Source organism: Arthrobacter sp. NPDC097144 (assembly GCF_044762205.1).
Taxonomy (GTDB): Bacteria; Actinomycetota; Actinomycetes; order Actinomycetales; family Micrococcaceae; genus Arthrobacter_B.
In genome coordinates this window covers 512284-538131 of sequence record NZ_JBIWDW010000002.1, presented here as the reverse complement: position 1 = coordinate 538131, position 25848 = coordinate 512284, and the positions used below count along the sequence as shown (strand labels likewise).

Annotated in this window: 21 protein-coding genes; 5 read left to right on the top strand and 16 right to left on the bottom strand. The window is 65.2% G+C overall.

Translation table 11 applies throughout. The features are described 5' to 3' along the window. Positions 1-48: 48 nt before the first annotated feature. The 15 genes from secG to ACIQXM_RS06040 form a co-directional block, all read right to left on the bottom strand. A complete protein-coding gene (gene secG / locus ACIQXM_RS06110) occupies positions 49-300 on the bottom strand; it encodes a preprotein translocase subunit SecG (protein WP_400929066.1) in 252 nt (83 codons plus the stop codon). 63 nt (positions 301-363) lie between these two features. Further along, entirely contained in the window at positions 364-1179 is an 816-nt protein-coding gene (gene tpiA, locus ACIQXM_RS06105) for a triose-phosphate isomerase (protein ID WP_400929063.1), read from the bottom strand. 116 nt (positions 1180-1295) lie between these two features. Further along, positions 1296-2522, bottom strand: a complete 1227-nt coding sequence (locus ACIQXM_RS06100) for a phosphoglycerate kinase (RefSeq protein WP_400929060.1) — start codon at positions 2520-2522, stop codon at positions 1296-1298. Between the two features lie 73 nt (positions 2523-2595). After that, entirely contained in the window at positions 2596-3600 is a 1005-nt protein-coding gene (gene gap, locus ACIQXM_RS06095) for a type I glyceraldehyde-3-phosphate dehydrogenase (RefSeq protein WP_400929057.1), read from the bottom strand. Positions 3601-3810: 210 nt separating this feature from the next. Next, positions 3811-4437: a superoxide dismutase gene (locus tag ACIQXM_RS06090; RefSeq protein ID WP_400929054.1), complete on the bottom strand. Its 627-nt coding sequence runs from the start codon at positions 4435-4437 to the stop codon at positions 3811-3813. A gap of 106 nt (positions 4438-4543) precedes the next feature. Then, on the bottom strand, positions 4544-5524 hold the full coding sequence (whiA, locus tag ACIQXM_RS06085; protein ID WP_400929052.1) for a DNA-binding protein WhiA: 981 nt from the start codon (positions 5522-5524) through the stop codon (positions 4544-4546). Positions 5525-5534: 10 nt separating this feature from the next. Then, a complete protein-coding gene (gene yvcK / locus ACIQXM_RS06080; protein ID WP_400929049.1) occupies positions 5535-6563 on the bottom strand; it encodes a uridine diphosphate-N-acetylglucosamine-binding protein YvcK in 1029 nt (342 codons plus the stop codon). Next, positions 6564-7463, bottom strand: a complete 900-nt coding sequence (rapZ, locus tag ACIQXM_RS06075) for an RNase adapter RapZ (protein ID WP_400929046.1) — start codon at positions 7461-7463, stop codon at positions 6564-6566. A gap of 68 nt (positions 7464-7531) precedes the next feature. Beyond that, positions 7532-9538, bottom strand: a complete 2007-nt coding sequence (gene uvrC, locus ACIQXM_RS06070) for an excinuclease ABC subunit UvrC (protein WP_400929043.1) — start codon at positions 9536-9538, stop codon at positions 7532-7534. A gap of 128 nt (positions 9539-9666) precedes the next feature. Further along, a complete protein-coding gene (locus tag ACIQXM_RS06065) occupies positions 9667-10335 on the bottom strand; it encodes a lysophospholipid acyltransferase family protein (RefSeq protein ID WP_400929040.1) in 669 nt (222 codons plus the stop codon). Next, positions 10322-11005, bottom strand: a complete 684-nt coding sequence (locus ACIQXM_RS06060) for an HAD hydrolase-like protein (protein ID WP_400929037.1) — start codon at positions 11003-11005, stop codon at positions 10322-10324. Before ACIQXM_RS06060 ends, ACIQXM_RS06065 begins: the two co-directional genes overlap by 14 nt. Before the next feature lie 111 nt (positions 11006-11116). Beyond that, positions 11117-14014, bottom strand: a complete 2898-nt coding sequence (gene uvrA, locus ACIQXM_RS06055) for an excinuclease ABC subunit UvrA (protein ID WP_400929530.1) — start codon at positions 14012-14014, stop codon at positions 11117-11119. A gap of 75 nt (positions 14015-14089) precedes the next feature. Continuing rightward, complete coding sequence (locus ACIQXM_RS06050) at positions 14090-14467, bottom strand: GntR family transcriptional regulator (protein WP_227889868.1); 378 nt, start codon at positions 14465-14467, stop codon at positions 14090-14092. Positions 14468-14551: 84 nt separating this feature from the next. After that, entirely contained in the window at positions 14552-16525 is a 1974-nt protein-coding gene (locus tag ACIQXM_RS06045) for an ABC transporter ATP-binding protein (RefSeq protein WP_400929527.1), read from the bottom strand. Positions 16526-16530: 5 nt separating this feature from the next. Continuing rightward, the gene (locus ACIQXM_RS06040; RefSeq protein WP_400929034.1) at positions 16531-18264 is read right to left on the bottom strand and encodes an ABC transporter ATP-binding protein; all 1734 of its coding nucleotides are present in this window, start codon (positions 18262-18264) and stop codon (positions 16531-16533) included. Positions 18265-18388: 124 nt separating this feature from the next. Here ACIQXM_RS06040 and ACIQXM_RS06035 point away from each other — a divergent pair, with 124 nt between their 5' ends. After that, positions 18389-19027 (top strand): MBL fold metallo-hydrolase, encoded by a 639-nt coding sequence (locus tag ACIQXM_RS06035; protein WP_400929031.1) that lies wholly within the window; start codon positions 18389-18391, stop codon positions 19025-19027. A gap of 120 nt (positions 19028-19147) precedes the next feature. Next, positions 19148-20563 (top strand): APC family permease, encoded by a 1416-nt coding sequence (locus ACIQXM_RS06030; RefSeq protein ID WP_400929028.1) that lies wholly within the window; start codon positions 19148-19150, stop codon positions 20561-20563. Positions 20564-20640: 77 nt separating this feature from the next. Here the strand turns inward: ACIQXM_RS06030 and ACIQXM_RS06025 are convergent, their stop codons facing one another. Further along, on the bottom strand, positions 20641-21420 hold the full coding sequence (locus tag ACIQXM_RS06025; protein ID WP_400929025.1) for a trans-aconitate 2-methyltransferase: 780 nt from the start codon (positions 21418-21420) through the stop codon (positions 20641-20643). 59 nt (positions 21421-21479) lie between these two features. Here ACIQXM_RS06025 and ACIQXM_RS06020 point away from each other — a divergent pair, with 59 nt between their 5' ends. Genes ACIQXM_RS06020 through ACIQXM_RS06010 form a run of 3 tightly spaced genes read left to right on the top strand, consistent with a single transcriptional unit; the run spans position 21480 to position 25832 of the window. Further along, complete coding sequence (locus ACIQXM_RS06020; RefSeq protein WP_400929022.1) at positions 21480-24020, top strand: DEAD/DEAH box helicase; 2541 nt, start codon at positions 21480-21482, stop codon at positions 24018-24020. A 10-nt stretch (positions 24021-24030) separates the two neighbouring features. Further along, positions 24031-24510: a GNAT family N-acetyltransferase gene (locus ACIQXM_RS06015; RefSeq protein ID WP_400929020.1), complete on the top strand. Its 480-nt coding sequence runs from the start codon at positions 24031-24033 to the stop codon at positions 24508-24510. Next, positions 24507-25832, top strand: a complete 1326-nt coding sequence (locus ACIQXM_RS06010) for an alpha/beta fold hydrolase (protein WP_400929017.1) — start codon at positions 24507-24509, stop codon at positions 25830-25832. The genes ACIQXM_RS06015 and ACIQXM_RS06010 overlap by 4 nt, the downstream gene beginning before the upstream one ends. Positions 25833-25848 lie beyond the last annotated feature (16 nt).

Below are 25848 nucleotides of genomic sequence, written 5' to 3'. Positions count from 1 at the left end.
TAAGCCGGCAGTAGCGTTTGCGCAGGCTCTCTTCGGTGCAGCCGGGAATCAGGCCTCGCCGGAGAACCGCTGGATCAAGCCCAGGGCAATGATGACCAGGCCCCAGGACAGTCCGAGGATCACGGTGAAGCGGTTCAGGTTGCGCTCGGCAACTCCGGATGAACCCATGCTGCTGGTCATGCCGCCGCCGAACATGTCCGACATGCCGCCGCCGCGTCCCTTGTGGAGCAGAATCAGCATGGTCAGCAGCAGGCTGGTGATGGCAAGAAGAACCAACAGGATAATCTTCAGAATTTCCACTTACGGCCTTTCAGGGGTGACTCACGGACCGGAGACTCTGCTGCGGTGCAGGTCAGCTGCAAATCAGTCGGTCACCAGATGATGTTCAAACCTGACAATATTAGCAAATTCGGTGACATCCAAACTGGCGCCTCCCACGAGCACGCCGTCGACGTCGCGTTCCTTCAAAATGCTTGCTGCGTTCTGCGCCTTGACGGAGCCGCCGTAGAGCAGGCGGGTCTTGGCGGCCACGGAATCGTCGTACAGGTTCGCGATTTCGCTGCGGATGGCTTCGCACATTTCCTGGGCGTCCTCGGGTCCGGCAACTTCCCCGGTACCGATGGCCCAGATGGGCTCATAGGCGATGACCAGGGCTGAGACCTGCTCTGCGTCCAGCCCGGCGAGGTCGTTGCGAACCTGCTCCAGGGTGTGCGCCACGTGCTGGCCCGACTTGCGGATTTCCAGCCCTTCGCCCACGCAGAGAACGGGGACCAGGTCATTGCGGTAAGCAGCCTTGAGCTTCTCGTTCAGCAGCTCGTCGCTTTCACCGTGCACAGTGCGCCGTTCGCTGTGGCCCACCAGGACGTACTTGCAGCCCAGCTTGGAGAGGAACTGGCCGGAGATGTCTCCGGTGTAAGCACCTGAATCCTTCGGCGAAAGGTCCTGTGCTCCGTATTCGAGGTCAAGCTTGTCGCCCTTGATCAGCGTCTGCACGCTGCGCAGGTCGGTGAAGGGCGGGAAGATTGCAACCTCCACGCGCTTGTAGTCATGCTGCGCGTCCTTGAGGGTCCAGGCAAGCTTCTGCAAAAGGGTGATGCCCTGGACATGGTCCATGTTCATCTTCCAGTTGCCCGCAATCAGCGGTGTCCGATCAAACTTGCCGTTGGTCGAGGTAGTCATCATCGCTCCGGTTTCATAATGGGGTTTGTGTTCAATAGTGCTTTGTCCGGGCGGAAAAGAGCGGACATGGAAGTGCGGACCCGCCGCCCAGACGGCAACGGGCCCGCACTTCGGTGTTACTGGTCCAGGACGGTCAGTCCCGGAAGTTTCTTGCCTTCGAGGTATTCCAGGGACGCGCCGCCACCGGTGGAAATGTGCCCGAAATCGCTGTCGCTGAAGCCAAGCTTCCGAACGGCGGCAGCGGAGTCTCCGCCGCCGACCACGGAAAAGCCGTCGGAGTCCTTCAGCGCCTGGGCAATGGTGCGGGTGCCGTTGGCGAACGCATCAAACTCGAAGACGCCCATCGGGCCGTTCCAGAAGATGGTCTTGCCGGTGCGGATTTTCTCGGCGAAGGCGGCCGCTGAATCCGGGCCAATGTCCAGGCCGATGCCGGAGGCGCCGAACCGGCTGTTCTCCATTGCATCGGCGGGGACCACCTCGGAGTCGGCGTCAGCGGCGAACTTGTCGGCCACTACGATATCGGTGGGCAGCACGAATTCGCAGCCCACTTCCTTCGCACGGCTAAGGTACCCCTTGACGTTCTCGATCTGGTCGGCTTCGAGCAGCGAAGCGCCCACGTTGTATCCCTGCGCAGCGAGGAACGTGAAGACCATGCCGCCGCCCACCAGAAGGTAGTCCGCCCGGTCCATCAGGTTCTCGATGACTGCCAGCTTGTCCGACACCTTGGAGCCGCCCAGCACCACCACGTAGGGCTGCTCCGGCTTCTCGGTGAGCCGCTTGAGCACCTCGACCTCGGTATGCACCAGGTCGCCCTCATAGGCGGGGAGGATCTCCGCGATGTCGTACACGCTGGCGTGCTTGCGGTGCACGGCACCGAAAGCGTCATCCACGTAGGCGCCCCTGTCTCCGGTGAGTCCGGCCAGGTCCCGTGCAAGGCCCAGGCGTTCGTCGTCGTTCTTGGAGGTCTCTCGCGGGTCGAACCGGATATTCTGCAGCACCAGGACGGAGCCGGCGGCAAGCGAGGCCGCCAGCTCATGCGCGCTGTCCCCCACCACGTCGGCGGCAAACTCCACCGCGAACGGTGCGAGCTCATCCAGCCGGTCAGCGGCAGGCTGCAGCGAGTACTTCTCGTCCGGGGTGCCCTTGGGACGTCCCAGGTGCGCCATGACGATCACCTTGGCGCCGTGCTCCACCAGTTTCTGAATGGTCGGGATTGACGCACGGATACGCCCGTCGTCGGCCACCTTGCCGTTGTCCAACGGCACATTCAGGTCCGAGCGGACCAGCACATACCGATCATCGACGCCGTCAACGATCAGTTCCTCAAGAGTTTTGACTGTCATGTTTACCTTTACGTCCCTTGCGGGCATTGGGGGTTGGGGGCTTGTTAAGCTGCTGCAGTACCGGCAGGCGGTCCTACAGCTTGGAGCCGACCAGCGTGGTCAGATCGACCAGGCGGCAGGAATAGCCCCACTCGTTGTCGTACCAGCCGACCACCTTGACCTCGTTGCCCATGACGCGGGTCAGCCCCGAGTCGAAAATGCACGACGCCGGATCCGTCACGATGTCCGAGGACACCAGCGGCTCGTCGGTGTAGCGCAGGATGCCGTTCAGCGGTCCGTCCGAGGCTGTCTTGTAGACGTCGTTGATCTCCTCAACGCTGGCTTCGCGGCCTACGGTGACGGTGAGGTCGGTGACCGAGCCGGTGGGCACGGGCACGCGCAGGGCAAAGCCGTCCAGCTTGCCGTCCAGTTCGGGCAGCACCAGGCCGATGGCCTTGGCGGCACCGGTGGAGGTCGGCACAATGTTCAGGGCTGCGGCACGGGCACGGCGCAGGTCGCGGTGCGGGCCGTCCTGGAGGTTCTGGTCCGCTGTATAGGCGTGGACCGTGGTCATCAGGCCGCGTTCAATGCCGAAGGCCTGGTGCAGGACCATGGCCAGCGGGCCCAGGCAGTTGGTGGTGCAGGAGGCATTGGACACGATGTTGTCGGTGGCCGGATTGTATTCGCTGTCATTGACGCCCATCACGATGGTCCGGTCCGCGCCCTTGCCCGGAGCGGAGATCAGGACCTTCTTGGCGCCGGCGTCGAGGTGCTTCCTGGCATCTTCCGCCTTGGTGAAGAACCCGGTCGATTCAATGACCACGTCAACGCCGAGGTCCTTCCAGGGCAGGTTCGAGGGATCGCGTTCAGCGAGGACCTTGATGTTCTTTCCGCCAACCACCAGATCGCCGTTGCGTACTTCCACGTCAACGCCGATTCGGCCGGTGACCGAGTCGTACTTCAGGAGGTGGGCAAGAGTTTCGGGGCTGGTGAGGTCATTGACTGCGACGATTTCCAGGTCCGCGTTCCGCTCCAGTGCTGCGCGGAAGTAGTTACGTCCGATGCGTCCGAAGCCGTTGATACCAACACGAGTAGTCACTTTTCTGTCTCCTTGATTGCAGGTGTACCGAAGAAGCGTGACCTTGTACGTGCGCAGGCCACTGATCTGACTGGAGAAGCTTCCGGAGGTTCCCGCCGGGCACTGCGGCGGGGCGGGAACCCTCGGACTCATCCTACGCGCCGGGCCTCTCCGGCGAACCGGTAAGGCCGCAGAAACGCAGGCCGAAGACCTGATTTACACAGACCTGATTTATGCGGGCAGGACCAGGCTGTGCGCACCCGCGCGGGCTGCATCGAACCGGGTGGCGACATCTGCCCAGTTGACGATGTTCCAGAAGGCCTTCACATAGTCGGCCTTCACGTTGACGTAGTCCAGGTAGAAGGCGTGCTCCCACATGTCCAGCATCAGCAGCGGGATGGTGCCCACGGGAACGTTGCCCTGCTGATCGTAGAGCTGTTCGATGACAAGGTTCTTGCCGAGGGGCTCGTAGGCCAGCAGCGCCCAGCCGGAACCCTGCAGAGAGGTTGCCGCCGCAGTGAACTGGCCGCGGAAGGCATCGAAGGAACCAAAGAAGTCATCGATGGCTGCTGCGAGCTCGCCGACCGGCTTGTCGCCGCCCTCGGGGGAAAGGTTGTTCCAGAAGATGCTGTGGTTGACGTGGCCGCCCAGGTGGAAGGCCAGATCCTTGGAGAGCTTCGGAATGGTGGCGAAGTCGCCCTTTTCGCGTGCTTCGGCCATCTGGGCCAGAGCCGTGTTTGCGCCGGCAACGTACGTGGCGTGGTGCTTGTCGTGGTGCAGCTCCATGATGCGGGCGGAGATGTTCGGCTCAAGCGCGGCGTAGTCGTAGGGCAGTTCCGGCAGTGTGTATTCGTTCACAAAATCCTCCAGTAAAAAGTCGGATCGGTTATCCGGACGGCGTTTCCACCCGGAAACTTAGGTGCTGCCTAAAGGCAGCATGCTTAGTCCATCTTATGCTTCAACGCTACTCGTCAAGCATCTCAGGAGTCACATTGGCCTCAGTGCCGGGAATGCCCAGCTCGGCGGCGCGCTTGTCCGCCATCGCCAGCAGGCGGCGGATGCGCCCGGCGATGGCGTCTTTGGTCATGGGCGGCTCGGCGAGGTGACCCAGTTCGTCCAGGGACGCCTGCTTATGGGCCACGCGAAGCTCACCGGCATAGCGGAGGTGCTCCGGAACGTCCTCACCGAGGATGTCCAGGGCGCGGTCCACCCGCGCTCCGGCGGCAACCGCCGCCTGGGCGGAGCGGCGCAGGTTCGCGTCATCGAAGTTCGCCAGCCGGTTTGCCGTGGCGCGGACTTCCTTGCGCATCCGGCGCTCTTCCCAGACCATCAGGGCGTCGTGGGCCCCCATCCGCGTGAGGAGGGCGGCGATGGTATCCCCGTCGCGGATGACAACGCGGTCGATCCCCCGCACTTCGCGTGCCTTGGCGGCAATGCCGATCCGGCGGGCAGCGCCCACCAGGGCCAGGGCCGCTTCGGATCCCGGGCAGGTGACCTCAAGCGAGGACGACCGCCCCGGCTCGGTCAGGGAGCCGTGGGCCAGGAATGCTCCGCGCCACACCGCTTCCGCGTCTGCAGCGGAACCATTGACCACCACGGAGGGCAGTCCCCTGACGGGACGTCCGCGGGCGTCCAGGAGCCCGGTCTGGCGTGCCAGCGATTCGCCGTCTTTCACAACGCGCACCACGTACCGGTTGCCGCGGCGCAGTCCGCCGCCGGAGACAACAATGATCTCGGACGCGTGTCCGTACACTTCGGCGATGGCGGCGCGCAGCCGCCGGGCCGTGGAGGCCAGGTCAACTTCAGCTTCGATAACTATGCGTCCGGAGATGATGTGCAGTCCTCCGGCAAAGCGCAGCAAGGCTGATACTTCCGCTTTGCGGACTGAGGACTTTTTCACGTCGAGCCGTGAAAGTTCCTCTTTTACTGCTGCGGTCAACGCCACAAATACACTCCTAATTTTCCCCAAAGATGTCGTGGTAGGCCGTAGCCAGGCGCAGCGGATCATGGATCGGGCGCCCGGTCGCTGCCCCCACCTTACCGAAGACGGCCCTTCCGCCCATTCCGGCGACGGCGTCGCTGAAGGCCGGGGGGTCCTCGATGACGGCGGGATCGGCCAGCACGGCGTCCACCTTGAGGTCGGGGGCGTACCGCCGGATCTGGGCCAGATGGTCCACTGCGGACATGCCGGCCGTTTCCTTGGTCTCGTTGCTGAGGTTCATGGTCAGGCACACCTTGGCGCTGGTCCGGCACAGGGCGCTGCGCAGGTCCGGCAGCATCAGGTGCGGGATGACCGAGGTGTACCAGGACCCCGGGCCCAGGATGATCCAGTCCGCGCGCTCGATGGCGGCCAGCGCCTCGGGGCAGGCGGGGGCGTCGGCAGGTTCCAGCCGCACTTCGCTGACCCTCCCGGAGGTTCCGGCTGCCGCCAGGCGGGCCTGTCCGCTGACCAGTTCCAGGTGCTCACCGGTCTCGGTGCGGCGCAGCACGTCACCCTCGATCGTCAGCGGCTGGGTGGCCATGGGCAGGACCTGGCCGCGGGCGCCGAGCAGCGCTCCCGCCCACTGCAGGCCGGCCACCGGATCACCCAGCAGCTCCCACAGGGTCACGATGAGCAGGTTGCCCAGGGCATGGTTGTCCAGCGATCCGGTAACGCCGGGCCGGGACTGGAAGCGGTGCTGCATGACGTCCCGCCAGGTGCGCCCCCAGTCGGTGTCGTCGCACAGGGCAGCCAGGGCCATGCGCAGGTCTCCGGGCGGCAGCACGTCCAGCTCGTCGCGCAGGCGCCCGGAGGAACCGCCGTCGTCGGCCACGGTGACAACCGCGGTGAGGTCCGTAGTGAGCAGGCGCAGGGCGGAGAGCGAGGCAGAGAGGCCGTGGCCGCCGCCAAGGGCGACGACGGCGAGGGCGGCGTCGGAGCCGCCCGCTCCCCGGTCCGCCACGCTCTGGGGCAGCACCGGAAGCGAACCGGTCAGAAAACTCATTTACTCGCGCCCGAGGTCGCGGTGGTGGGCGCTGACGGTGACGTGGGGCAGCTGGGCAAGCCGCTTGGCCAGCTCCTCCGTCACGGCCACCGAGCGGTGCTTGCCGCCGGTGCAGCCGACGGCGATGGTGGCGTAGTGCTTGTTCTCTCGGCGGTAACCGTCAATCACCGGTTCCAGGGCTTCCACGTATCGGTCGAGGAAGTCGCGCGTGCCCTTGGCGTCCAGGACGTATTCGCGGACATCGGTGTCCAGGCCGGTGTGGGGGCGAAGCTGCGGCACCCAGTGGGGGTTGGGAATGAAGCGGACGTCCGCCACATAGTTGGCATCAACGGGCAGCCCGTATTTGAAGCCGAAGCTCATCACGTTCAGCCGCAGCACAATGGGACCGGATTCGGTGAAGAGTTCAGTGATGGTGGTGGCCAGGGCATGGACGTTGAGCTTGGAGGTATCCACGACGACGTCGGAGGCCTCGCGCAGCTCCTTCAGCACGTCCCGCTCGGCGGCGATTCCGTCAAGGATGCTGCCGTCCTCCTGCAGCGGGTGCGGGCGGCGTCCCTGCTCGAAGCGGCGGACCAGCGTGTCATCTTCCGCGTCGAGGAACAGGAGGCGGTAGGTGACGCCCGCGGCGCGGAGTCCACTCAGGGCTTCCCGGATGTCCTGGAACAGCTCCTTGCTGCGGACATCAACCACCACGGCAAGCTTGGGGATCGACTGCGGCATCCGCGACACCAGTTCGGTCAGGGTCCCGAGCATCAGCGGCGGGAGGTTTTCCACCACGTACCAGCCGTGGTCCTCCAACGCGTTGGCGGCCGTGCTGCGTCCGGCGCCGGACATGCCGGTGACCACCAGCAGCTCCGACTCGGCGGGCTTGACCGGGGTCAGCGCGTCCTGTTCATTCATTTCGGTTGTCCTGTCCTAACTGGTTTCGTCCGGCCGCTGCCGGGGAATAGGCCGATTACCCAGCCTAGCTAAGTTTCCAGGATTTCGCCGGTGGTCATGTTGACGGCCGGTGCAACCGATTCCGAAGACTTCGAGGCGAGCTGCGCGTGCACTGACGCGGCAAGTGACGGGCCGATTCCGGGAACGCGCTGCAGGTCCTGCACGGAGGCAGCCCGAAGTTTCTTGACCGACCCGAATTCCTTGAGCAGGGCCGTGCGCTTGGCCGGGCCCAGCCCGGAAATCTCGTCCAGCAGCGAGGCTGTCATGGACTTGGCGCGCTTCTGCCGGTGGAACGTGATGGCAAAACGGTGTGCTTCGTCGCGGATGCGCTGGAGCAGGAACAGGGCCTCGGAGGCGCGGGGCAGGATGACCGGGAAGTCGCTGTCCGGCAGCCAGACCTCCTCGAGCCGCTTGGCCAGGCCCACCACGTAGATGTCCGTGATGCCCAGGTCCGCCAGGGCGCGGGAGGCCGCAGCAACCTGGGGCTGGCCGCCGTCGACCACCACCAGGTTGGGCGGATAGGCGAACTTGGTCCGCGGCGCGGCGGTGAGCGTATTAGTCAGGGGCTGGACGTCGGTGTCGGTGCGTTCATCCGGCAGCCCGGCCGGCTGGTCGGGGTCCGCTGCGGGATCCGCATTCTCGGCGAGGTAGTTCCGGAACCGGCGGGAGATGACGTCGTACATGGCCGAGGTGTCATCCCGGGCAGCCTCGCCGGTAATGGAGAACTTGCGGTAGTCCGACTTCTTGGGCAACCCGTCCTCGGCCACCACCATGGAGGCCACTACGTTGGTGCCGGAGACATGCGAGATGTCGTAGCATTCGATGCGCAGCAGGGCCACGGGAAGGTCCAGTGCCTCCTGCAGTTCCTGCAGTGCGGCGGAGCGCGTGGTGATGTCGCCGGCCCGGCGGCTCTTGTGCAGGCGCAGGGCGTCCGACGCGTTGCGGGCCACCGTCTCCATCAGGGCCTTCTTGTCCCCGCGCATGGGAACGCGGATATCCACCCGGCTCCCCCGCAGGCCGTGGAGCCATTCGGCGAGTTCCTCGGCATTGGGCGGCAGGACGGGCACCAGGACCTGGCGCGGAATGCTGTCCCCGGCGGCGGATTCGCCGTAGACCTGCTGGATCAGGTGTTCCACCAAATCCGCGGTGTCGTTGTCTTCGACCTTTTCCACCACCCACCCGCGCTGTCCGCGGATGCGCCCGCCGCGCACGTGGAAGACCTGGGCGGAGGCTTCCAGCTCATCCTCTTCCAGGGCGAAGATGTCCGCATCGGTGTCTTCGCTGAGCACCACGTTGTTGCGTTCAAAGACCTTCCGCAGGGCGGAGATGTCATCACGGAGCCGGGCGGCGGTTTCGTAGTCCAGCTCGGCCACGGCGGCCTGCATCTCCTTTTCCAGGCTGGAGATGAAGCGCTTGCCCTCGCCGGACATGAAGTCGCACAGCTCGGCGGCCAGCTGCCGGTGGTCCTCGGGACTGATCCGTCCCACGCACGGTGCCGAGCACTTGTCGATGTACCCGAGCAGGCAGGGCCGTCCGGTGCGTTCGGCACGCTTGAAGACCCCGGAACTGCAGGTGCGCACGGGGAAGACCCGCAGCAGGGTGTCCAGCGTTTCCCGGATGGCCTTGGCCGGGTAGAAAGGCCCGAAGTAGCGGGTGTCCTTCCGCCGGTCTCCGCGCATGACCTGTGCACGCGGGTACTTCTCCCCCATCGTGACGGCGAGGTAGGGGTAGGACTTGTCATCCCGGAACATGATGTTGAACCGGGGATTGAATTCCTTGATCCAGGTGTACTCAAGCTGCAGGGCTTCAAGCTCAGTCCCCACCACGGTCCACTCGACGCTCGCGGCGGTGTGGACCATGGCCCGGGTCTTGGGCAGCAGCCCGGCGGGGTTGGCGAAGTAGGAGTTCAGGCGGGAGCGGAGGTTCTTCGCCTTGCCCACATAGACCACCCGGCGGTGCTCATCACGGAAACGGTATACGCCGGGGGCGGTGGGGATTTCCCCTGTTTTCGGCCGGTAAGTTGCTGGATCTGCCACTGTTCCATCCTACGGTTGCCGCGGCGGCGGCCTTGGACCCGGAGGCGCGCTTTTCGCGCCGCGCTGAACTGCCGGCCGGCGGATGCCGGGCAGCAGCTGCCGGCACCGCCCGCGGACGGATCGCGGGCCTAGCCTTCGGCTTTGTTCTGGTTGTAGCTGCCGGCGCGTTCCTGTCCGGACAACTCGGCAATTGCGTCCATGACCCGGTCCGTGGCCTGCCGGCGGGCGGGCAGGGCGTGGTCCGGGCCGGTCTTGGAGAAGTACAGCGGCCGTCCCACCTTCATGGTGAAGTGCTGGGGCTTGATCCACTTCTTGCCCGCCGGCTGGAGGTTTTCGGTGCCCATCAGGCCCACGGGCACCACGGGTGCGCCGGAGGTCAGGGCCAACCAGCCAACGCCGGTCCGCCCGCGGTACAGCAGGCCGTCCCGTGACCTGGTTCCCTCCGGATAGATGCCAATGCCGCTGCCCTGCTCCAGGCGGTCCAGCAGCGTCTTCAGCGCAGCAACGGAGGCGGCCTGCTGGCCGCGCTCCACGGGAATGGAACCCACTCCCTCAAAGAACGTGCGCATGGCGGCACCCTTGACTCCGGTGCCCGTGAAATATTCAGCCTTCGCGAAGAAGGCCACCGGGCGGGGCATCAGTGCCTGGGTCAGGACGCTGTCCAGGAAGGACAGGTGGTTTGCCGCCACAATGAAGGCCCCCGTTTTCGGTACATTCTCCAAGCCGATGACGGTGGGCCGGCAAAGCGAGGCAATCAGGCCGCGGGTGGATGCGCGGGTGAGGTCATAGACGCCCATGTGCGCAGGTCCTCTCCTGCGCCCGGAAGCGCTCCAGTTCCGCCAGCAGTTCTTCCGCTGTGCGCACGACGGCGGAAGCACCGGCCGCTTCAAGCTCACCGTCCGCTGCGAAGCCCCAGGAAACGCCGATGCAGTCCAGGGCGTTGTCCGCTGCGCCCTCGACGTCGTGCCGGCGGTCCCCCACCATGACGGCCCGGGCGCTGCTGCCCGCGTGGCGCCGGAGGGCAGCGCCGATGATGGTTTTCTTGCCATCGAGCGCGGCGGCGGCCTGCTCATCGGCCGATGAGCCGTGAACGGAATCAAAGAGGTCAAAAAGGCCCTGGACGCGGAGCAGTTCCCCGGCCAGCGGTTCGGGCTTTTGGGTGGCTACGGCCAGCACGGCGCCTTCTGCGCGCAGCCGGCCGAGGAGCTGCCTGATCCCGGGATAGGGGCGGCTCTGTGCCATTCCGGCGGCCCGGTAGCCCTCACGGTATGTTGCGATGACCTCGGGCACACGGTCTTCGGGAACACCGGCAATGTCCTTCAGGGAGGTCACCAGTGCCGGGCCGACCATGCGCTGCAGGTCTGCGTCGGCGGGAACAGGCAGGCCGCACGCTGCCAGGGCTGCACTAATGCCGCCGGTGATGCTGCCTGCCGGATCCACGAGGGTTCCGTCCAGGTCAAAGAGCACTAAGAGCCGGGATTCTTTCACCGGGACAGTTTCCCACACGTTTCCCCGGGTACGGAAAAAGGTATTCCCCAAAGGGAATACCTTTTTCCGGAATATGCCGGTCAGCCGCTCTTAGGCCTGCTGGTTCTGCTTGGCGAACATTTCTGCCAGGAAGTGCCCGGTGTAGCTGACGTCGGACTTGGCCACCTTCTCCGGAGTTCCGGTGGCGATCACCTGTCCGCCGCCGTTTCCACCCTCAGGACCCATGTCGATGATCCAGTCGGCGCTCTTGATGACGTCCAGGTTGTGCTCGATGGTGATCACCGTGTTGCCCTTGTCCACCAGGCCCTGGAGGACCAAAAGCAGCTTCCGGACATCCTCGAAGTGCAGGCCGGTGGTGGGTTCGTCCAGGACGTACACGCTGCGGCCGTTGGAACGCTTCTGCAGTTCCGCTGCCAGCTTCACGCGCTGCGCTTCGCCGCCGGACAGCGTGGTGGCAGGCTGGCCCAGCCGGACGTAGCCCAGCCCGACGTCCACGAGCGTGTTCAGGTGGCGCGAGATCGGCGAGAATGCGGCGAAGAACTCCGCAGCCTCCTCAATGGACATGGCCAGGACCTCGGCGATGTTCTTGCCCTTGTAGTTCACCTCAAGGGTTTCGCGGTTGAAGCGTCCGCCGTGGCAGACCTCACAGGGAACGTAGACGTCCGGCAGGAAGTTCATTTCGATCTTCAGGGTGCCGTCACCGTGGCAGGCCTCGCAGCGTCCGCCCTTCACATTGAAGGAGAACCGCCCGGGGAGGTAGCCGCGGACCTTGGACTCCGTGGTCTCCGCGAAGAGCTTCCGGATGTGGTCCCAGACGCCGGTATACGTGGCCGGGTTGGACCGCGGAGTGCGCCCGATCGGGCTCTGGTCCACATGGATGACCTTGTCCAGGTTCTCCAGGCCGTCGATGCGCAGGTGCCGTCCCGCCACATGCTTGGCGCCGTTGAGCTTGGCGGCCAGCGTCTTGTAAAGGATGTCGTTGATCAGGGTGGACTTGCCGGAACCGCTGACGCCGGTCACCGCGGTAAAGACGCCCAGCGGTATGGTGACGTCGATGTTGCGCAGGTTGTTTTCCCGGGCGCCCACAATCTTCAGCTGGCGCGTCTTGTCCACCTTGCGCCGCTTGGCCGGAATCTCGATTTTCCGGCGTCCGGAGAGGTAGTCGCCGGTCAGGGAACGCTTGTTCTGCAGCAGTCCTTCCAGGGACCCGGAATGGACTACTTCACCGCCGCGCTCACCGGCACCCGGACCGATGTCCACCACCCAGTCGGCCTCATAGATGGTGTCTTCATCGTGCTCCACCACAATCAGGGTGTTGCCGAGGTTCCGCAGCCGGGTCAGGGTTTCGATCAGGCGGCGGTTGTCCTTCTGGTGCAGGCCGATGGACGGCTCATCCAGGACGTACAGCACGCCCACCAGGCCGGAACCGATCTGGGTGGCCAGGCGGATGCGCTGGGCTTCACCGCCGGAAAGCGTGGCGGCGGGCCGGTCCAGGCTCAGGTACTCCAGTCCGACGTCGAGCAGGAAGGTCAGGCGGGCCAGGATTTCCTTCAGGACCTGGTCGCCGATCTTTGCTTCGCGCACCGTCAGCTCGAGTCCGCCGAAGAACTCAGCAGCCTCGCGCAGGGGAAGCGCGCCTGCCTCGGCGATATTGCGGCCGTTGATGAGCACTGACAGGGATGCCGGGTTCAGCCGGGCTCCTCCGCATTCGGGGCAGGGGATTTCCCGCATGTACTCCTCGTACCGGTCCCGGGCGCTGTCCGATTCGGTTTCAAGGTGCTTGCGGTGGATGTACTGGATGACCCCTTCAAAGCCGGTGCTGTATTTGCGCTCCCGGCCGAAGCGGTTCTTGTACTGGACCACCACTTTGTGGTCCTTGCCGTTGAGGATGGCTTCGCGTGCCTTGGCCGGAAGTTTCTTCCACGGTACGTCCATGGAGAAGCCCAGTTCCTTGGCCAGGCCGGCCAGCAGCCGGTTCCAGTACTCCAGGGTGGCATTACCCAGCGCCCACGGAGCCACGGCGCCGGCGGCCAGGCTCAGGTTCGGGTTGGGAATGACCAGCTCCTCGTCCACCTCCAGGCGGCTGCCGATGCCGGTGCAGACCGGGCAGGCGCCGAAGGGGTTGTTGAAGGAGAAGGACCGGGGCTCGATTTCATCGATGGCCAGCGGGTGCTCGTTAGGGCACGCCAGGTGTTCGGAGAAGGCGCGGATCCGGTCTTCGCTCTTTTCATCCACGTCCACGAAGTCGGCCAGGACGCGGCCCTCGGCCAAACCGAGTGCGGTTTCCACCGAGTCGGTCAGGCGCTGGCGAATACCGTCCTTGGCGACGAGCCGGTCCACCACCACTTCGATGGTGTGCTTGTACTGCTTGCCCAGCTTGGGCGGATCGGAGAGCTGGATCTGCTTGCCGTCAACCCTGGCGCGGGAGTAGCCCTTGGCGGCCAGCTCCTTGAAGAGGTCCACGAACTCGCCCTTGCGGCCGCGCACCACGGGAGCCAGGATCTGGAACCGGGTGCCCTCTTCGAGCTCCAGCAGCTGGTCGACAATCTGCTGCGGGGTCTGGCGCGAAACGGGTTCTCCGCAGACGGGGCAGAACGGGGTGCCCACGCGCGCCCAGAGCAGGCGCATGTAGTCGTAGATCTCGGTGATGGTACCCACCGTGGAGCGCGGGTTCTTGGAAGTGGACTTCTGGTCGATGGAGACTGCCGGGGAGAGTCCCTCGATGAAGTCGACGTCCGGCTTGTCCACCTGTCCCAGGAACATGCGGGCGTAGGAGGACAGGGATTCCACGTAGCGCCGCTGTCCCTCGGCAAAGATGGTGTCGAAGGCCAGGGAGGACTTTCCTGATCCGGAAAGACCGGTAAAGACAATCATCGCGTCGCGCGGCAGATCCAGGTCCACGTTGCGCAGGTTGTGCTCCCGGGCGCCCTTGACGATCAGGCGGGAAAGATCATTGCCGCTGTGCGGCTCGTTGGCACTGTCGGCCATCAAAGAGGTAGCTGTAGACACATTTTCCACTGTAGTTCACCGTTTGGTTCGAAGATGTATTCGACACCGCAGTGTTCACCGCAGGCGAAGAGCCGTCTCGACGTAGGTCAGGGCTTCCTTCGGATCCAGCCCGTTGGCCCGGACGGAGTCGGCAAAAATCCGGGCCGCTTCCGCCACCCGCCGCTTGCCGTTGTCTCCTGCTGCAGCAATCACGGTGCCTGCCCGCGAGCGCGTTGTCACCACTTCTGCCTGTTCGAGTTCGCGGTAGGCCCGCGCCACGGTGTTGACCGCGAGTCCCATCCGGGCGGCGAGCGCGCGTACCGGCGGGAGCCGGGTTCCGACGGCGAGGCGCCCTTCATTGGCGGCATCCAGGATCTGGACGCGCAGCTGCTCGAAGGGAGGTACCGAGCTGGCGGCGTCGATGCGGACCCAGGACAGGACGTCGTCACTCATGGGACCGCCTTCAGGTTGGGGAGATTCGGAAATTTGCACTGTTTCCAGTTTGCCATGCCGGAACGGGCGGCGCCGTCAGACAGGTCACAGCGGGGTGCCGGCCTCCCCCGCCGTTTCCTCCTCAACCGCGGGTTCGGCGAACTGGGAACGGTACAGCTCGGCATAGAAGCCCTCCAGGGCCAGCAGCGCGTCGTGGGTCCCCTGTTCCACGATCTCCCCGTGGCGCACCACCAGGATGACGTCCGCATCCCGGATGGTGGATAAGCGGTGGGCAATCACAAAGCTGGTCCGGGCTTCCCGGAGGGCGCTCATGGCCAGCCGGATGGAGATTTCGGTGCGGGTGTCCACCGAGCTCGTTGCCTCATCCAGGACGAGGATGGAGGGATCCGCCAGCCAGGCCCGGGCGATGGTGATGAGCTGGCGCTGTCCCTGGCTCAGGGATCCGCCGTCGTATCCCAGCACCGTGTCATAGCCTTCGGGCAGCGAGCGCACAAAGTGGTCCACATGGGTGGCGCGGGCTGCCGCAATGATTTGCTCCTCCGTGGCATCGGGCGCTCCGTAGGCGAGGTTCTCCCGGATGGTCCCTTCAAACAGCCAGGCATCCTGGAGCACCATGCCGATCAGCCGGCGGACGTCGTCGCGCCTCATCCGGGCAATATCGGTTCCGTCAATGGTGATTCGGCCGGCGTCCACGTCATAGAAGCGCATCAGCAGGTTGACCAGGGTGGTCTTGCCCGCCCCCGTGGGTCCCACAATCGCGACGGTTTGACCGGGCTCCGCCGTAAAGGACAGGTCCTTGATCAGCGGTGCTTCCGGGGAATAGCTGAAATCCACGCGGTCAAAGGCCACCCGCCCCTGCACGTTGGTGATGGTGAGCGGATCCGCGGGATCCCGGTCCTGTTCCCGGCCGTCAAGCAATTCGAACACACGTTCGGCTGATGCCACGCCCGACTGGAGCATGTTGATCAGTGAGCCGATCTGCCCCAGCGGCTGGGAGAACTGCCGGCTGTACTGGATAAAGGCCTGCACCCCTCCGATGGAGAGGCGACCGTTCGCCACCAGGATGCCGCCCACCACGGCGACCGCCACATAGTTCAGGTTGGAGATGAACTGCATGGTGGGCATGATGATGCCGGACACGAACTGGGCCCGGAAAGATGAGCGGTACAGGGTTTCATTGGCCGGCCGGAATCCTTCCACGACGCGTTCCTGCTGCCCGAAGGCCTTGACCACGTCCTGTGCGCTGAACATTTCCTCGATGTAGCCGTTGACTTCACCCGTGGATTTCCACTGCTGCATGAACTGCACCTGCGAGCGCCGGGCAATAAGCACGGTGACGACGGCGGAAACCGGCACCGTAATAACGGCAATCAGTGCCAGCAGCGGAGACAGCCACAGCATCATGCCCAGCACCCCCACGATGGTGAGGGCCGAGGTAATGATCTGGGTCAGCGTCTGGGAGAGGGTCTGGGCCAGGTTATCGATGTCATTGGTGACGCGGCTCAGCACATCCCCCCGGGATTCACGCTGAAAATGGGACATCGGCAGGCGGAAGAGCTTCGCGTCCACCTGCCGGCGCAGCCGGTACATGGCATTTTGCACCACCCGTGCGGTGACCCGTGCCTGCAGCCACCCAAAGAAGAACGCTGCCACGTAGATCGCGAGCACCCCCAGCACCAGGACCGCGAGCCGGCCGAAGTCCATGCCGGCTCCCGGAACCACGTCCATGGCGGCAAGCATGTCCGCCAGCTGGTCCTGCCCGGAGGAGCGCAGTGCCTGCACCTGGTCCGCCTTGCTGATCCCCGGCTGCAGCCGTGAGCTGATGACTCCGTTGAAGATCACGTTGGTTGCTTCCCCCAGGATGCGGGGAGCAGTGACGGCGAGCGCCACGGAGACGACGGCGGCCACTATGACCAGCGCCGCCCGCATCCGGTCCGGGCGCATCAGGGACAGGATGCGCCGGACGCTGGAGCGGAAGTTCAGCGGCTTCGCGGCGGGTGCACGTCCGCCGGGGCCGTGTGCGGCAGCGGCGGGTCCGGGCCGCGGCCCCCCGCGCATCCCGCTCACTGCACTTCCTCCGCCGTGAGCTGGGATTCGACAATCTCCCGGTAGGTGGGCGAGGAGGACAGCAGATCCTCGTGGGTTCCCTGTCCGGCTACCCGCCCTTCCTCCAGCACCACAATCCGGGAAGCGTCGGCAATGGTGTTCACGCGCTGGGCCACAATCAGCACCGTGGAGGACCGGGTGCGCTGTTTCAGGGCGGCCCGCAGCCTGGCATCCGTGGCAAAGTCCAGGGCGGAGAAGCTGTCATCGAAAAGGTAGATCGAGGGGCGGACCACCAGCGCCCGGGCAATGGCGAGCCGCTGCCGCTGCCCGCCGGAGAAGTTTCCCCCTCCCTGCTCCACGCGGTGCTCCAGCGCTCCCTCGGATTCACGGACGAAATCCGCCGCCTGGGCAATCTCCAATGCCTCCCAGATTTCCGCATCCGTGGCATCGGGCTTGCCGAAGCGGAGGTTGGACGCGATGGTGCCGGCAAACAGGTAGGCCTTCTGCGGCACCAGGCCGATGCCGCTGCGCAGGGAGTGGAGGGTGACGGCCTCAATGTCCTGCCCGTCAATGGAGATTCCTCCGGACGTGGCATCGAGCAGCCGCGGCACCAAATTGAGCAGGGTGGACTTGCCCGACCCCGTGGATCCGATGATCGCCGTGGTCTCGCCCGACTGCGCCGTGAAGCTCACCCCGTGAAGTACGGGAGCCTCCGCCCCGGGATAGGTGTAACCCACGTTGTCGAAGGCCACCGTCCCGCCGTCGTACACCAGCGGAACCGCATCCTCACTGTCATGCACGGTGCTCTCGGTATCCAGGACCTCATAAATCCGTTCCGCGCAGACGGCGGCACGCGGCAGCATCATGATCATGAACATGGACATCATGACGGCCATCAGGATTTGCATGATGTAGGCGATGAACGCCGTAAGCGCGCCGATTTGCATCTGCCCGGCATCGATCCGGTAGGCGCCGAACCAGACCACCGCCACGGAAGCGAGGTTGGCCACCAGCATGGCTGCCGGAAACAGCAGCGCCATGTACTGCGCGGTCCGCAGCTGCGTGCCGGTGAGCTCGGAGTTGGCGGCGTCGAAGCGGGCTTCCTCCGTGCGCTCACGAACAAAGGCCCGGATGACCGCCACCCCCATGATCTGCTCACGGAGCACCGAATTGACCCGGTCAATCTGCTTCTGCGCCCGGCGGAACAGCGGAATCAGGCGGCGGAGCACCAGGCCGATCACCACGAACAGCACCGGAAGGATGAGCAGGAGGATGCCGGAGAGCGGCACGTCCTGGTTCAGGGCCAGCAGCACCCCGCCCACGCCCATGATCGGCGCGGACACCATCACGGTGAAGGTCATCAGCAGGGCCATTTGCACCTGCTGGACATCATTGGTGGTGCGGGTAATCAGGGACGGGGCGCCAAAGACGCCCACCTCGCGGGAGGAGAAGGACTCCACCCGGGTGAACAGGTCATCCCTGATATTCCGGCCCACGCTCATGGCCACGCGGGCAGCGAAGAACGTGGCGGCCACCGCGCACACCACCTGCCCGCCCGTGATGGCCAGCATCCAGCCGCCCAGATTCAGGATCACCCCGGTGTCCGCTGCCACCACGCCGCGGTCAATGATGTCCGCGTTCAGGGTGGGAAGAAACAGTGTCGCAGCGGTTTGCAGGAACTGCAGGATCACGACGGCGGCAACGGCGCCTTTGTAGGGGGCCAGGTTCTGCCGGACAAGCCTTAGGAGCACGCTTCCTCCAGGACGGGCCGGATTCCATGCCCGGCACCATCTGAACGTACGCCCGGCACCCCGGGCAGGCAAGACCTTCCCGGCCGGGGGCCCGCACCTGCGAGCGCCGAACTAGACTGGCGCCATGTTTGATTTGAAGAATGTGACCATCCGCAGCCGGTCCGTGAGCAGCATGGACAACAATGTCTACGTCATCACCGCGAAAGACACCGGGGAACAGGTCCTCATCGACGCCGCTGACGACTTTCCGGCCGTCCGGGAGCTGCTCTCCGAAGCGGCAGCCGACGCTTCCGTTCCCGCGCACGTGGCACTGATTATCACCACGCACAGCCACTGGGACCATGTCCGGGCGCTCGCCGATGCTGTGCAGGCCACAGGTGCCCGCACAGCCGCCGGCAGCGAGGATGCACCGGACATCGAGGTACCCACTGACGTCCCGCTGGAGCACGGCGACATGGGACGTTTTAACGGATTTGAACTCGAAGCCATCAAGCTCCGCGGCCACACCCCCGGCTCCGTGGCCCTGCTGTACCGGGACCCCAACGGGCCGGCCCACCTGTTCACGGGGGATTCCCTCTTTCCCGGCGGCTTGGGCAACACGCAGCAGGATCCTGAGCGGTTCGCCTCCCTCTATCGGGACGTTGTCGAACGCGTGTTCGAATATCTGCCGGATGACACCATCGTCCATCCCGGCCACGGTGCCGGAACCACCCTCGGGGCCGAGCGCCCGCACCTGCAGGAATGGAAGGAACGCGGCTGGTAGGCCTGCCCGACGCCCTGTTCCGGCTCATTACGGTCCGTTCCGGCCCGTTCCGTTGACCCGCTTTCGCCGCGGGACCTAGGCTCCAAGGTGATAAGCCGGAACGGATGAGAGCGGGCACCTGTGGCCACTGCAGCGTCGTCGTCGCCACAAGCCTCCCGGCCGAAAGCCCAGATCGGGCTCATCTCCTGCGTGGCCTTCGGTGTTGGCACCACGGTGGGCGGCGGCGTCTTCACCCTCTCGGGAACGGCCATCAACATCGCCGGCTCCGGCGCCGTGCTGAGCTACATCATTGCCGGCCTCGTGATGGCGCTGTGCGCACTGTCCTTCATCGTGGTGTCCACCCGCGCCAAGGACGGGGAATCCGGCTACGGGCCCGTTGGTGACATCCTCAGCCCGTTCTGGCGGTTCGTGGTGATGTGGGCGTTCTACCTGAACGGGGCCACCATCATCGCCTATCTGGTGGACTCCTTCGGAGACTACCTTGGTGAGTACTTCCTTCCCGCCATCGGAACCCTGACCCTGGCGCTGGTGGCCACCGTCGTCGTGACGGCGCTGAACCTGGGTCCGACGGCGCTGGTGGCCAAGGCCGAAACGTGGATTGTGGGAATCAAGCTGGCCCTTCTGGTCCTCTTTGCCGTCTGGGGCATCACCGAACTGAAACCGGCAGAGCTGGAGCGTCCGCTGCCGGAAGGAACCGGGGGGATCTTCTCGGCAGCCGCCCTGCTGTTCACCGCATACACCGGCTTCAACGTCATTACGAACATGGCGGGCTCCGTGAAGAATCCGCGCAAAACGGTGCCGCGTGCCATCCTCCTGACCCTGCTGGTGTCAGGAGTCATCTATCTGGGCACGGTGCTGGCCATGACGGCCAGCGGCATCACCGCCTTTTCGGCAACCGGCGTCTCCCAGGCCGCAGAAATTGTCATGGGGTCCTGGGGCGGCCCGCTCGTGGCCTTCGCTGCCTGCCTGTCCACTCTGTCCGGAGCCAACGCCAACGTACTCGGAGCTTCCGAAATCATGCTGCGGATGGTGGCCCGCGGTGATGTCCCGCCGGCCCTGGGGCGGCAAACGAACCACAACCACCCCTACGTGAGCGTGCTGCTGCTGGGCGTCATCACGGTGGTCCTGGTGTTCCTCAATGACACGACCTTTGTGGTCTCCATCGCCAATGTGGCCGCCATCCTGGCCATGATCATCGTGAGCGTGGCCGCGGCCGTACTGGGCTTTCGCAAATGGCCCGGCAAGGGCGCCAGGCTGCCGCTGGGTCCGGTGATTCCGATCCTCGCCGTCCTGGCCGCCGCAAGCCAGCTGGTGTCCCTGGCCCCGGCCGCACTCATCACCGGCTTCCTGCTCACCGGCCTGGGCGGAGCCCTCTATCTGGCCCGGCACAACCAGCGCGGCGGCGCCGGCGACCGGGCGGATGCCAACCGCCAGATTGATGACCTGAACACCCCGCTGATGAGGGCAGCCAAAACCCGGCGGGCCGGCCGCACGGCCGGAGCCCACCGGTTCCCGTCCCGCCCGGCCGGCTCATAGGGGCGCGGGACAGGAACACGGGACAAACGGCAGGGCGCCGCCGGATCCCGGGGATCCTGGATCCCGGGCATCTTTCCTCAGCCCTTCTTGCGTCCCACCATAAAGAGCCGCCGGAAGGGAAAAACGGTTCCCCAAGCCTGCTGCGGATAGGCCGCCCGCAGGAGGGCTGCATATTCGGCTTCAAAAACTGCGAAGTCTTCGGGCTCCAGCGCCGCAATAACCGGCCGCAGAGCCGTTCCGCGAACCCACTCCAGCACCGGATCCTCTCCGTGCAGCACCTGCTGGTAACTCGTCTCCCAAACATCGGCGTCGAATCCTGCTTCTGTCAGCAGGCCCAGGTAGTCCCGGGGTTCGTCCACGGCATCGGCGTGGCGCAGCACCCCGTCCAGCTTCGGAGACCAGGCCGGGCTCGCCGCCAACTCGCGCATCAGCACATGCGAGGGAGCGGAGAAGTTGCCCGGCACCTGCACGGCCAGCCAGGCACCGGCATCGAGCTGCTTCGCCCAGCGGCGCATCAGGTCCTGGTGGCCGGGAACCCACTGCAGTGCAGCATTGGAGACCACCACGTCCGTTCCCGGGCCGGGTTCCCAGTCCTCGATTCCCGCACGGACAAATTCCAGATTCGGGGGAGCACCCTCGAGGGTTTCCGCTTGCTCCACCATGTCAGCGGACGAATCAATGCCGCTCACCTGTGCCCGGGGCCAGCGGGCGGCGAGCGCCGCGGTCAGGGTTCCCGGTCCGCAGCCGAGGTCGACGACGCGGCGCGGCGCGTCGGCGGCGATCCGGGCGGTGAGGTCGAAGAAGGGCCGGTCCCGGTGCGAGGAGAACTGTGTGTATTTCCGGGGATCCCATGTCATGCCGCCGAGCCTACCGTCCGTCGGCAACCTGCTGCCGCGCCCGATACTCTGGTAGTGACATGAAACTTCTTGAACAGCTTCCTTCCGGTCCCTCCGCCACCGCCGCCATCGACCCCGATGAGACCTATACGTCATTCCTGGAATGGGTCGAGAGCCGGGGCATGTCGCTGTATCCGGCGCAGGATGAAGCGGTGATGGAGCTGGTGACCGGCAACAACGTCATCCTGGCCACCCCCACCGGGTCCGGTAAGTCCATGGTGGCCATTGCCGCACACTTCTATGCCATGGCCCACGATGAGCGCAGCTATTACACGGCGCCCATCAAGGCCCTGGTCTCGGAGAAGTTCTTCGCCCTCTGTGAAATCTTCGGCGCCGAGAACGTAGGCATGGTCACCGGTGACTCCTCGGTGAACAAGGACGCCCCCATCATCTGCTGCACCGCGGAAATCCTGGCCAACATTGCGCTGCGCGAAGGTCCGGACGCGGACCTGGGCACCGTCATCATGGACGAGTTCCACTTCTATTCCGATCCGCAGCGCGGCTGGGCCTGGCAGGTCCCCCTGCTGGAGCTGCCGCAGGCCCAGTTCCTGCTGATGTCCGCCACCCTGGGCGACATGACCCGGATCGCCAACGAACTCAGTGAGCTCACCAACCGGGACACCGTGACCGTGTCCTCCGTGCAGCGGCCCATCCCCCTGCACTACTACTACGTGGAGACCCCGGTCCAGGAATCCCTCGAGGAGCTGCTGGCCACCAAGCAGGTTCCGGTCTATGTGGTGCACTTCTCCCAGATCGAAGCGATCGACCGGGCGCAGGCCCTGATGAGCATCAACGTGTGCACCCGCGAGGAAAAGGACAAGATTGCCGAGCTGATTGCCGGGTTCCGGTTCGCCCCCGGCTTCGGCAAGACCCTGAACCGGCTGGTCCGCCACGGCATCGGCGTGCACCACGCCGGCATGCTGCCCAAGTACCGCCGCCTGGTGGAACAGCTGGCGCAGGCCGGACTGCTGAAAGTCATCTGCGGCACCGACACCCTCGGCGTCGGCATCAACGTGCCCATCCGCACCGTGCTGATCACCGCCCTGTCCAAGTACGACGGCACCCGCACCCGCCCGCTGAAAGTCCGCGAATTCCACCAGATCGCCGGACGGGCCGGACGGGCCGGTTACGACACCGCCGGCACCGTCGTCGTGCAGGCACCGGAACACGTGATCGAGAACGTCAAGGCCATGGCCAAGGCCCACGCCAAGTTCGGCGACGACCAGAAGAAGCTGCGCCAGGTCGTGAAGAAGAAGCCGCAGGCCGGCTTTGTGTCCTGGGGCAAGCCCACCTTCGAGAAGCTCGTGGACGGCACCCCGGAACCGCTGACCTCCAGTTTCAACATCACCCACTCCATGCTGCTGAACCTGCTCGAGCGCCCGGGGGATCCCTTCGCCGCGGCCAAGAAACTGCTCACGCACAACCATGAGACCCGGTCCTCGCAGCTGGCGCTGATGAAGAAGGCCCTGAGCATCTACCGGGAGCTGAAGACCGCGGGCATCGTGGAGGTCCTCCCGGAACCCGACGCCGACGGCCGCACCGTCCGGTTGAAGGTGCACCTGCAGCCGAACTTCGCCCTGAACCAGCCGCTGTCCCCGTTTGCCATGGCTTCCCTGGAGATCCTGGACCCGGACAGCCCCTCCTACGCCTTGGACGTGGTGTCCGTGATCGAGGCCATCATGGAGAAACCGCGCCAGGTCCTCTCCGCCCAGGAAAAGAAGGCCCGCGGCGAGGCCATTGCGGCCATGAAATCCCAGGGCATCGAATACGACGAGCGCATGGCCCTGCTCGAAGAGGTCACCTATCCGCAGCCGCTGGCTGAACTGCTGGAGCAGTCCTTCGAGGTATACCGCTCCGGTGCCCCGTGGCTGGGCGAGTTTGAGCTGAGCCCGAAGTCGATTGTGCGCGACATGTACGAACGCGCCATGAGCTTCGGCGAGTATGTGCAGTTCTACTCCCTGGCCCGCTCCGAAGGCGTGCTGCTGCGCTACCTCTCGGACACCTACAAGGCCCTGCTGCATACGGTTCCGCCGGAGCGGCTGCGTGAGGACCTGGAGGACATCATCGAGTGGCTCGGCGAGCTGGTCCGCCAGACCGACTCCTCGCTGCTGGACGAATGGGAGGAGCTCACCAACGGCATCAATCCGGAGGCCGGGGCCGAGCCGGTCCTGCCGCCGGTTCCGGACAAGCTCACCGCCAATGTCCGCGCGTTCCGCGTCATGGTCCGCAACGAAATGTTCCAGCGGGTGAAGCTCTTCGCGGATGAGGATGACCGCGCCCTGGGCGAGCTCGACGGCGGCTCCGGCTGGGATGCCGACCGCTGGGCGGACGTGCTGGACGCGTACTTCGAAGAGCACGAGGACATTGACGACGGCCCCGACGGACGCGGCCCGAACCTGCTGATCATCAAGGAACTGCCCGGCAAATGGGAAGTCCGGCAGATCTTCAAGGACCCGGCCAACCACCTGGACTGGGGAATCACGGCCGAGGTGGACCTGGCTGCCTCGGATGAAGCAGGCTCCCCCGTCATCAAGGTCATTTCGGCGGGCCGGCTGGACTAGGCTGGAGGGCATGCAGATCCGCCCCGCCCGCCCGGAAGATGCCCCGGTCATCCTTGAACTCATCCATGACCTGGCGATCTATGAAAAAGAGCCGCACGCCGTCAAGAACACTGTGCAGGCGCTGGAACAGAACCTCTTCGGAGAGAACCCCGCTATTTTTGCCCACGTGGCAGTGGATGCCGGAGCTGTCCAGGGCTTTGCCCTCTGGTTCCTGAACTACTCCACGTGGGAGGGTGTGCACGGCATCTATCTGGAGGACCTGTACGTCCGGCCCGAGGCGCGGGGCAAAGGCTATGGCAAGGCCCTGCTGCGCACCCTGGCCGAAATCGCCGTCGAGCGCGGCTACGCACGGGTGGAATGGTGCGTGCTGAACTGGAATGAACCCTCCATCCGTTTCTACAAGGCGCTCGGTGCCGTGCCGCAGGATGAATGGACCACGTTCCGGCTTACCGGTGACGCCCTGACCGCGTTTGGCGGTGCTGCCGCATGAGCGTTCCCCACACAGCCTCCGCCCCCTATGAGGTCCGCGGCATGCGCGTCACGGACCACCGCTTCACCGTTCCGCTGGACCATTCGGCGCCCGACGGCGAAACCATCACCGTCTTTGCCCGCGAATACTCGGATGCAGAACTGCCGCAGGCCGAAGCGGAACAGCTGCCCTGGCTGCTCTACCTGCAGGGCGGCCCCGGCGGAAAGGGCCCCCGGCTGCTGTCCTTTGGCGGTTGGACAAAGGCGGCCTCCCGGCACTTCCGTATCCTGATGCTGGACCAGCGGGGCACCGGACTGTCCACCCCCGCGAACCGGCAGACCCTTGCCCTGCGCGGCGACGCGGCAGCCCAGGCAGGTTATCTGACCCATTTCCGGGCAGACTCGATCGTGGCCGACGCCGAACTGATCCGTGCGGCCCTGGGCTCGGAGCCCTGGACCACGTATGGCCAGAGCTACGGCGGCTTCTGCACGCTGACCTATCTGTCCTTCGCTCCGCACGGATTGCGCGAATCCCTGATCACCGGCGGCCTCGCCCCGCTGACGGGGCCGGCCGACCGGGTCTACCGGGCAACGTTCTCCCGCGTAGCTGCGCGCAACGCGGAATACTTCGCGAAGTATCCGCAGGACCGCGCCCTCACCACCCGGATCGCCCGGCATCTGGAGACCGAGGCGGAATACCTGCCCTCAGGCGAGCGGCTCACTGTCCGGCGCTTCCAGATGGTTGGCTCCTTCCTTGGCGGCAACACCCGGGTCGACGGCCTGCACCTGCTGCTCCAGGAGGCATTTGTGCCAACCCCCGGCGGTGACCGGCTCTCGGATACCTTCCTGGAATCCGTCCACGGGCTCGTCAGCCGTGCCGGGAACCCGCTTTATGCCCTGGTTCATGAATCCATCTACGGGCAGGGCGAAGCGACCCGCTGGGCGGCCCAGCGGATCTTGAACGAATATCCGCAGTTCCGGCCCGAGGCTGAAGAGCCGCTGTACACGGGGGAGATGGTCTATCCCTGGTACTTCGAAGAGGATCCGGCGCTGGTACCGCTGAAGGAAACGGCTGACCTGCTGGCGGCAAAGGCCGACTGGCCTGCGCTCTACGATCCGGAGCAGCTGTCCCGGAACACCGTTCCCGTGGCCGCCGCCGTGTACACGGACGATATTTACGTGGACCGCAACCTGTCGCTGGAAACAGCGGCAGCGGTCCGCGGCCTTCAGGTCTGGGAAAGCGCCGATTTCCACCATGACGGCATCGCCGACGACGGCGAAGGAATTTTCAACCGGCTGCTGGGCATGGTGCGGACTGAGCCGGATCCGGACTCCGCCGCCTGACATTTGCCCGGATCCC

Coding starts and splice junctions, on each gene's coding strand:
- ACIQXM_RS06015 (WP_400929020.1), top strand. CDS start 24,031: ATGCAGATCCGCCCCGCCCGCCCGGAAGATGCCCCGGTCATCCTTGAA.
- ACIQXM_RS06025 (WP_400929025.1), bottom strand. CDS start 21,420: ATGACATGGGATCCCCGGAAATACACACAGTTCTCCTCGCACCGGGAC.
- ACIQXM_RS06035 (WP_400929031.1), top strand. CDS start 18,389: ATGTTTGATTTGAAGAATGTGACCATCCGCAGCCGGTCCGTGAGCAGC.
- tpiA (WP_400929063.1), bottom strand. CDS start 1,179: ATGACTACCTCGACCAACGGCAAGTTTGATCGGACACCGCTGATTGCG.
- rapZ (WP_400929046.1), bottom strand. CDS start 7,463: ATGAATGAACAGGACGCGCTGACCCCGGTCAAGCCCGCCGAGTCGGAG.
- yvcK (WP_400929049.1), bottom strand. CDS start 6,563: ATGAGTTTTCTGACCGGTTCGCTTCCGGTGCTGCCCCAGAGCGTGGCG.
- ACIQXM_RS06020 (WP_400929022.1), top strand. CDS start 21,480: ATGAAACTTCTTGAACAGCTTCCTTCCGGTCCCTCCGCCACCGCCGCC.
- ACIQXM_RS06010 (WP_400929017.1), top strand. CDS start 24,507: ATGAGCGTTCCCCACACAGCCTCCGCCCCCTATGAGGTCCGCGGCATG.
- ACIQXM_RS06065 (WP_400929040.1), bottom strand. CDS start 10,335: ATGGGCGTCTATGACCTCACCCGCGCATCCACCCGCGGCCTGATTGCC.
- ACIQXM_RS06050 (WP_227889868.1), bottom strand. CDS start 14,467: ATGAGTGACGACGTCCTGTCCTGGGTCCGCATCGACGCCGCCAGCTCG.
- ACIQXM_RS06100 (WP_400929060.1), bottom strand. CDS start 2,522: ATGACAGTCAAAACTCTTGAGGAACTGATCGTTGACGGCGTCGATGAT.
- uvrA (WP_400929530.1), bottom strand. CDS start 14,014: ATGGCCGACAGTGCCAACGAGCCGCACAGCGGCAATGATCTTTCCCGC.
- ACIQXM_RS06045 (WP_400929527.1), bottom strand. CDS start 16,525: ATGCGCGGGGGGCCGCGGCCCGGACCCGCCGCTGCCGCACACGGCCCC.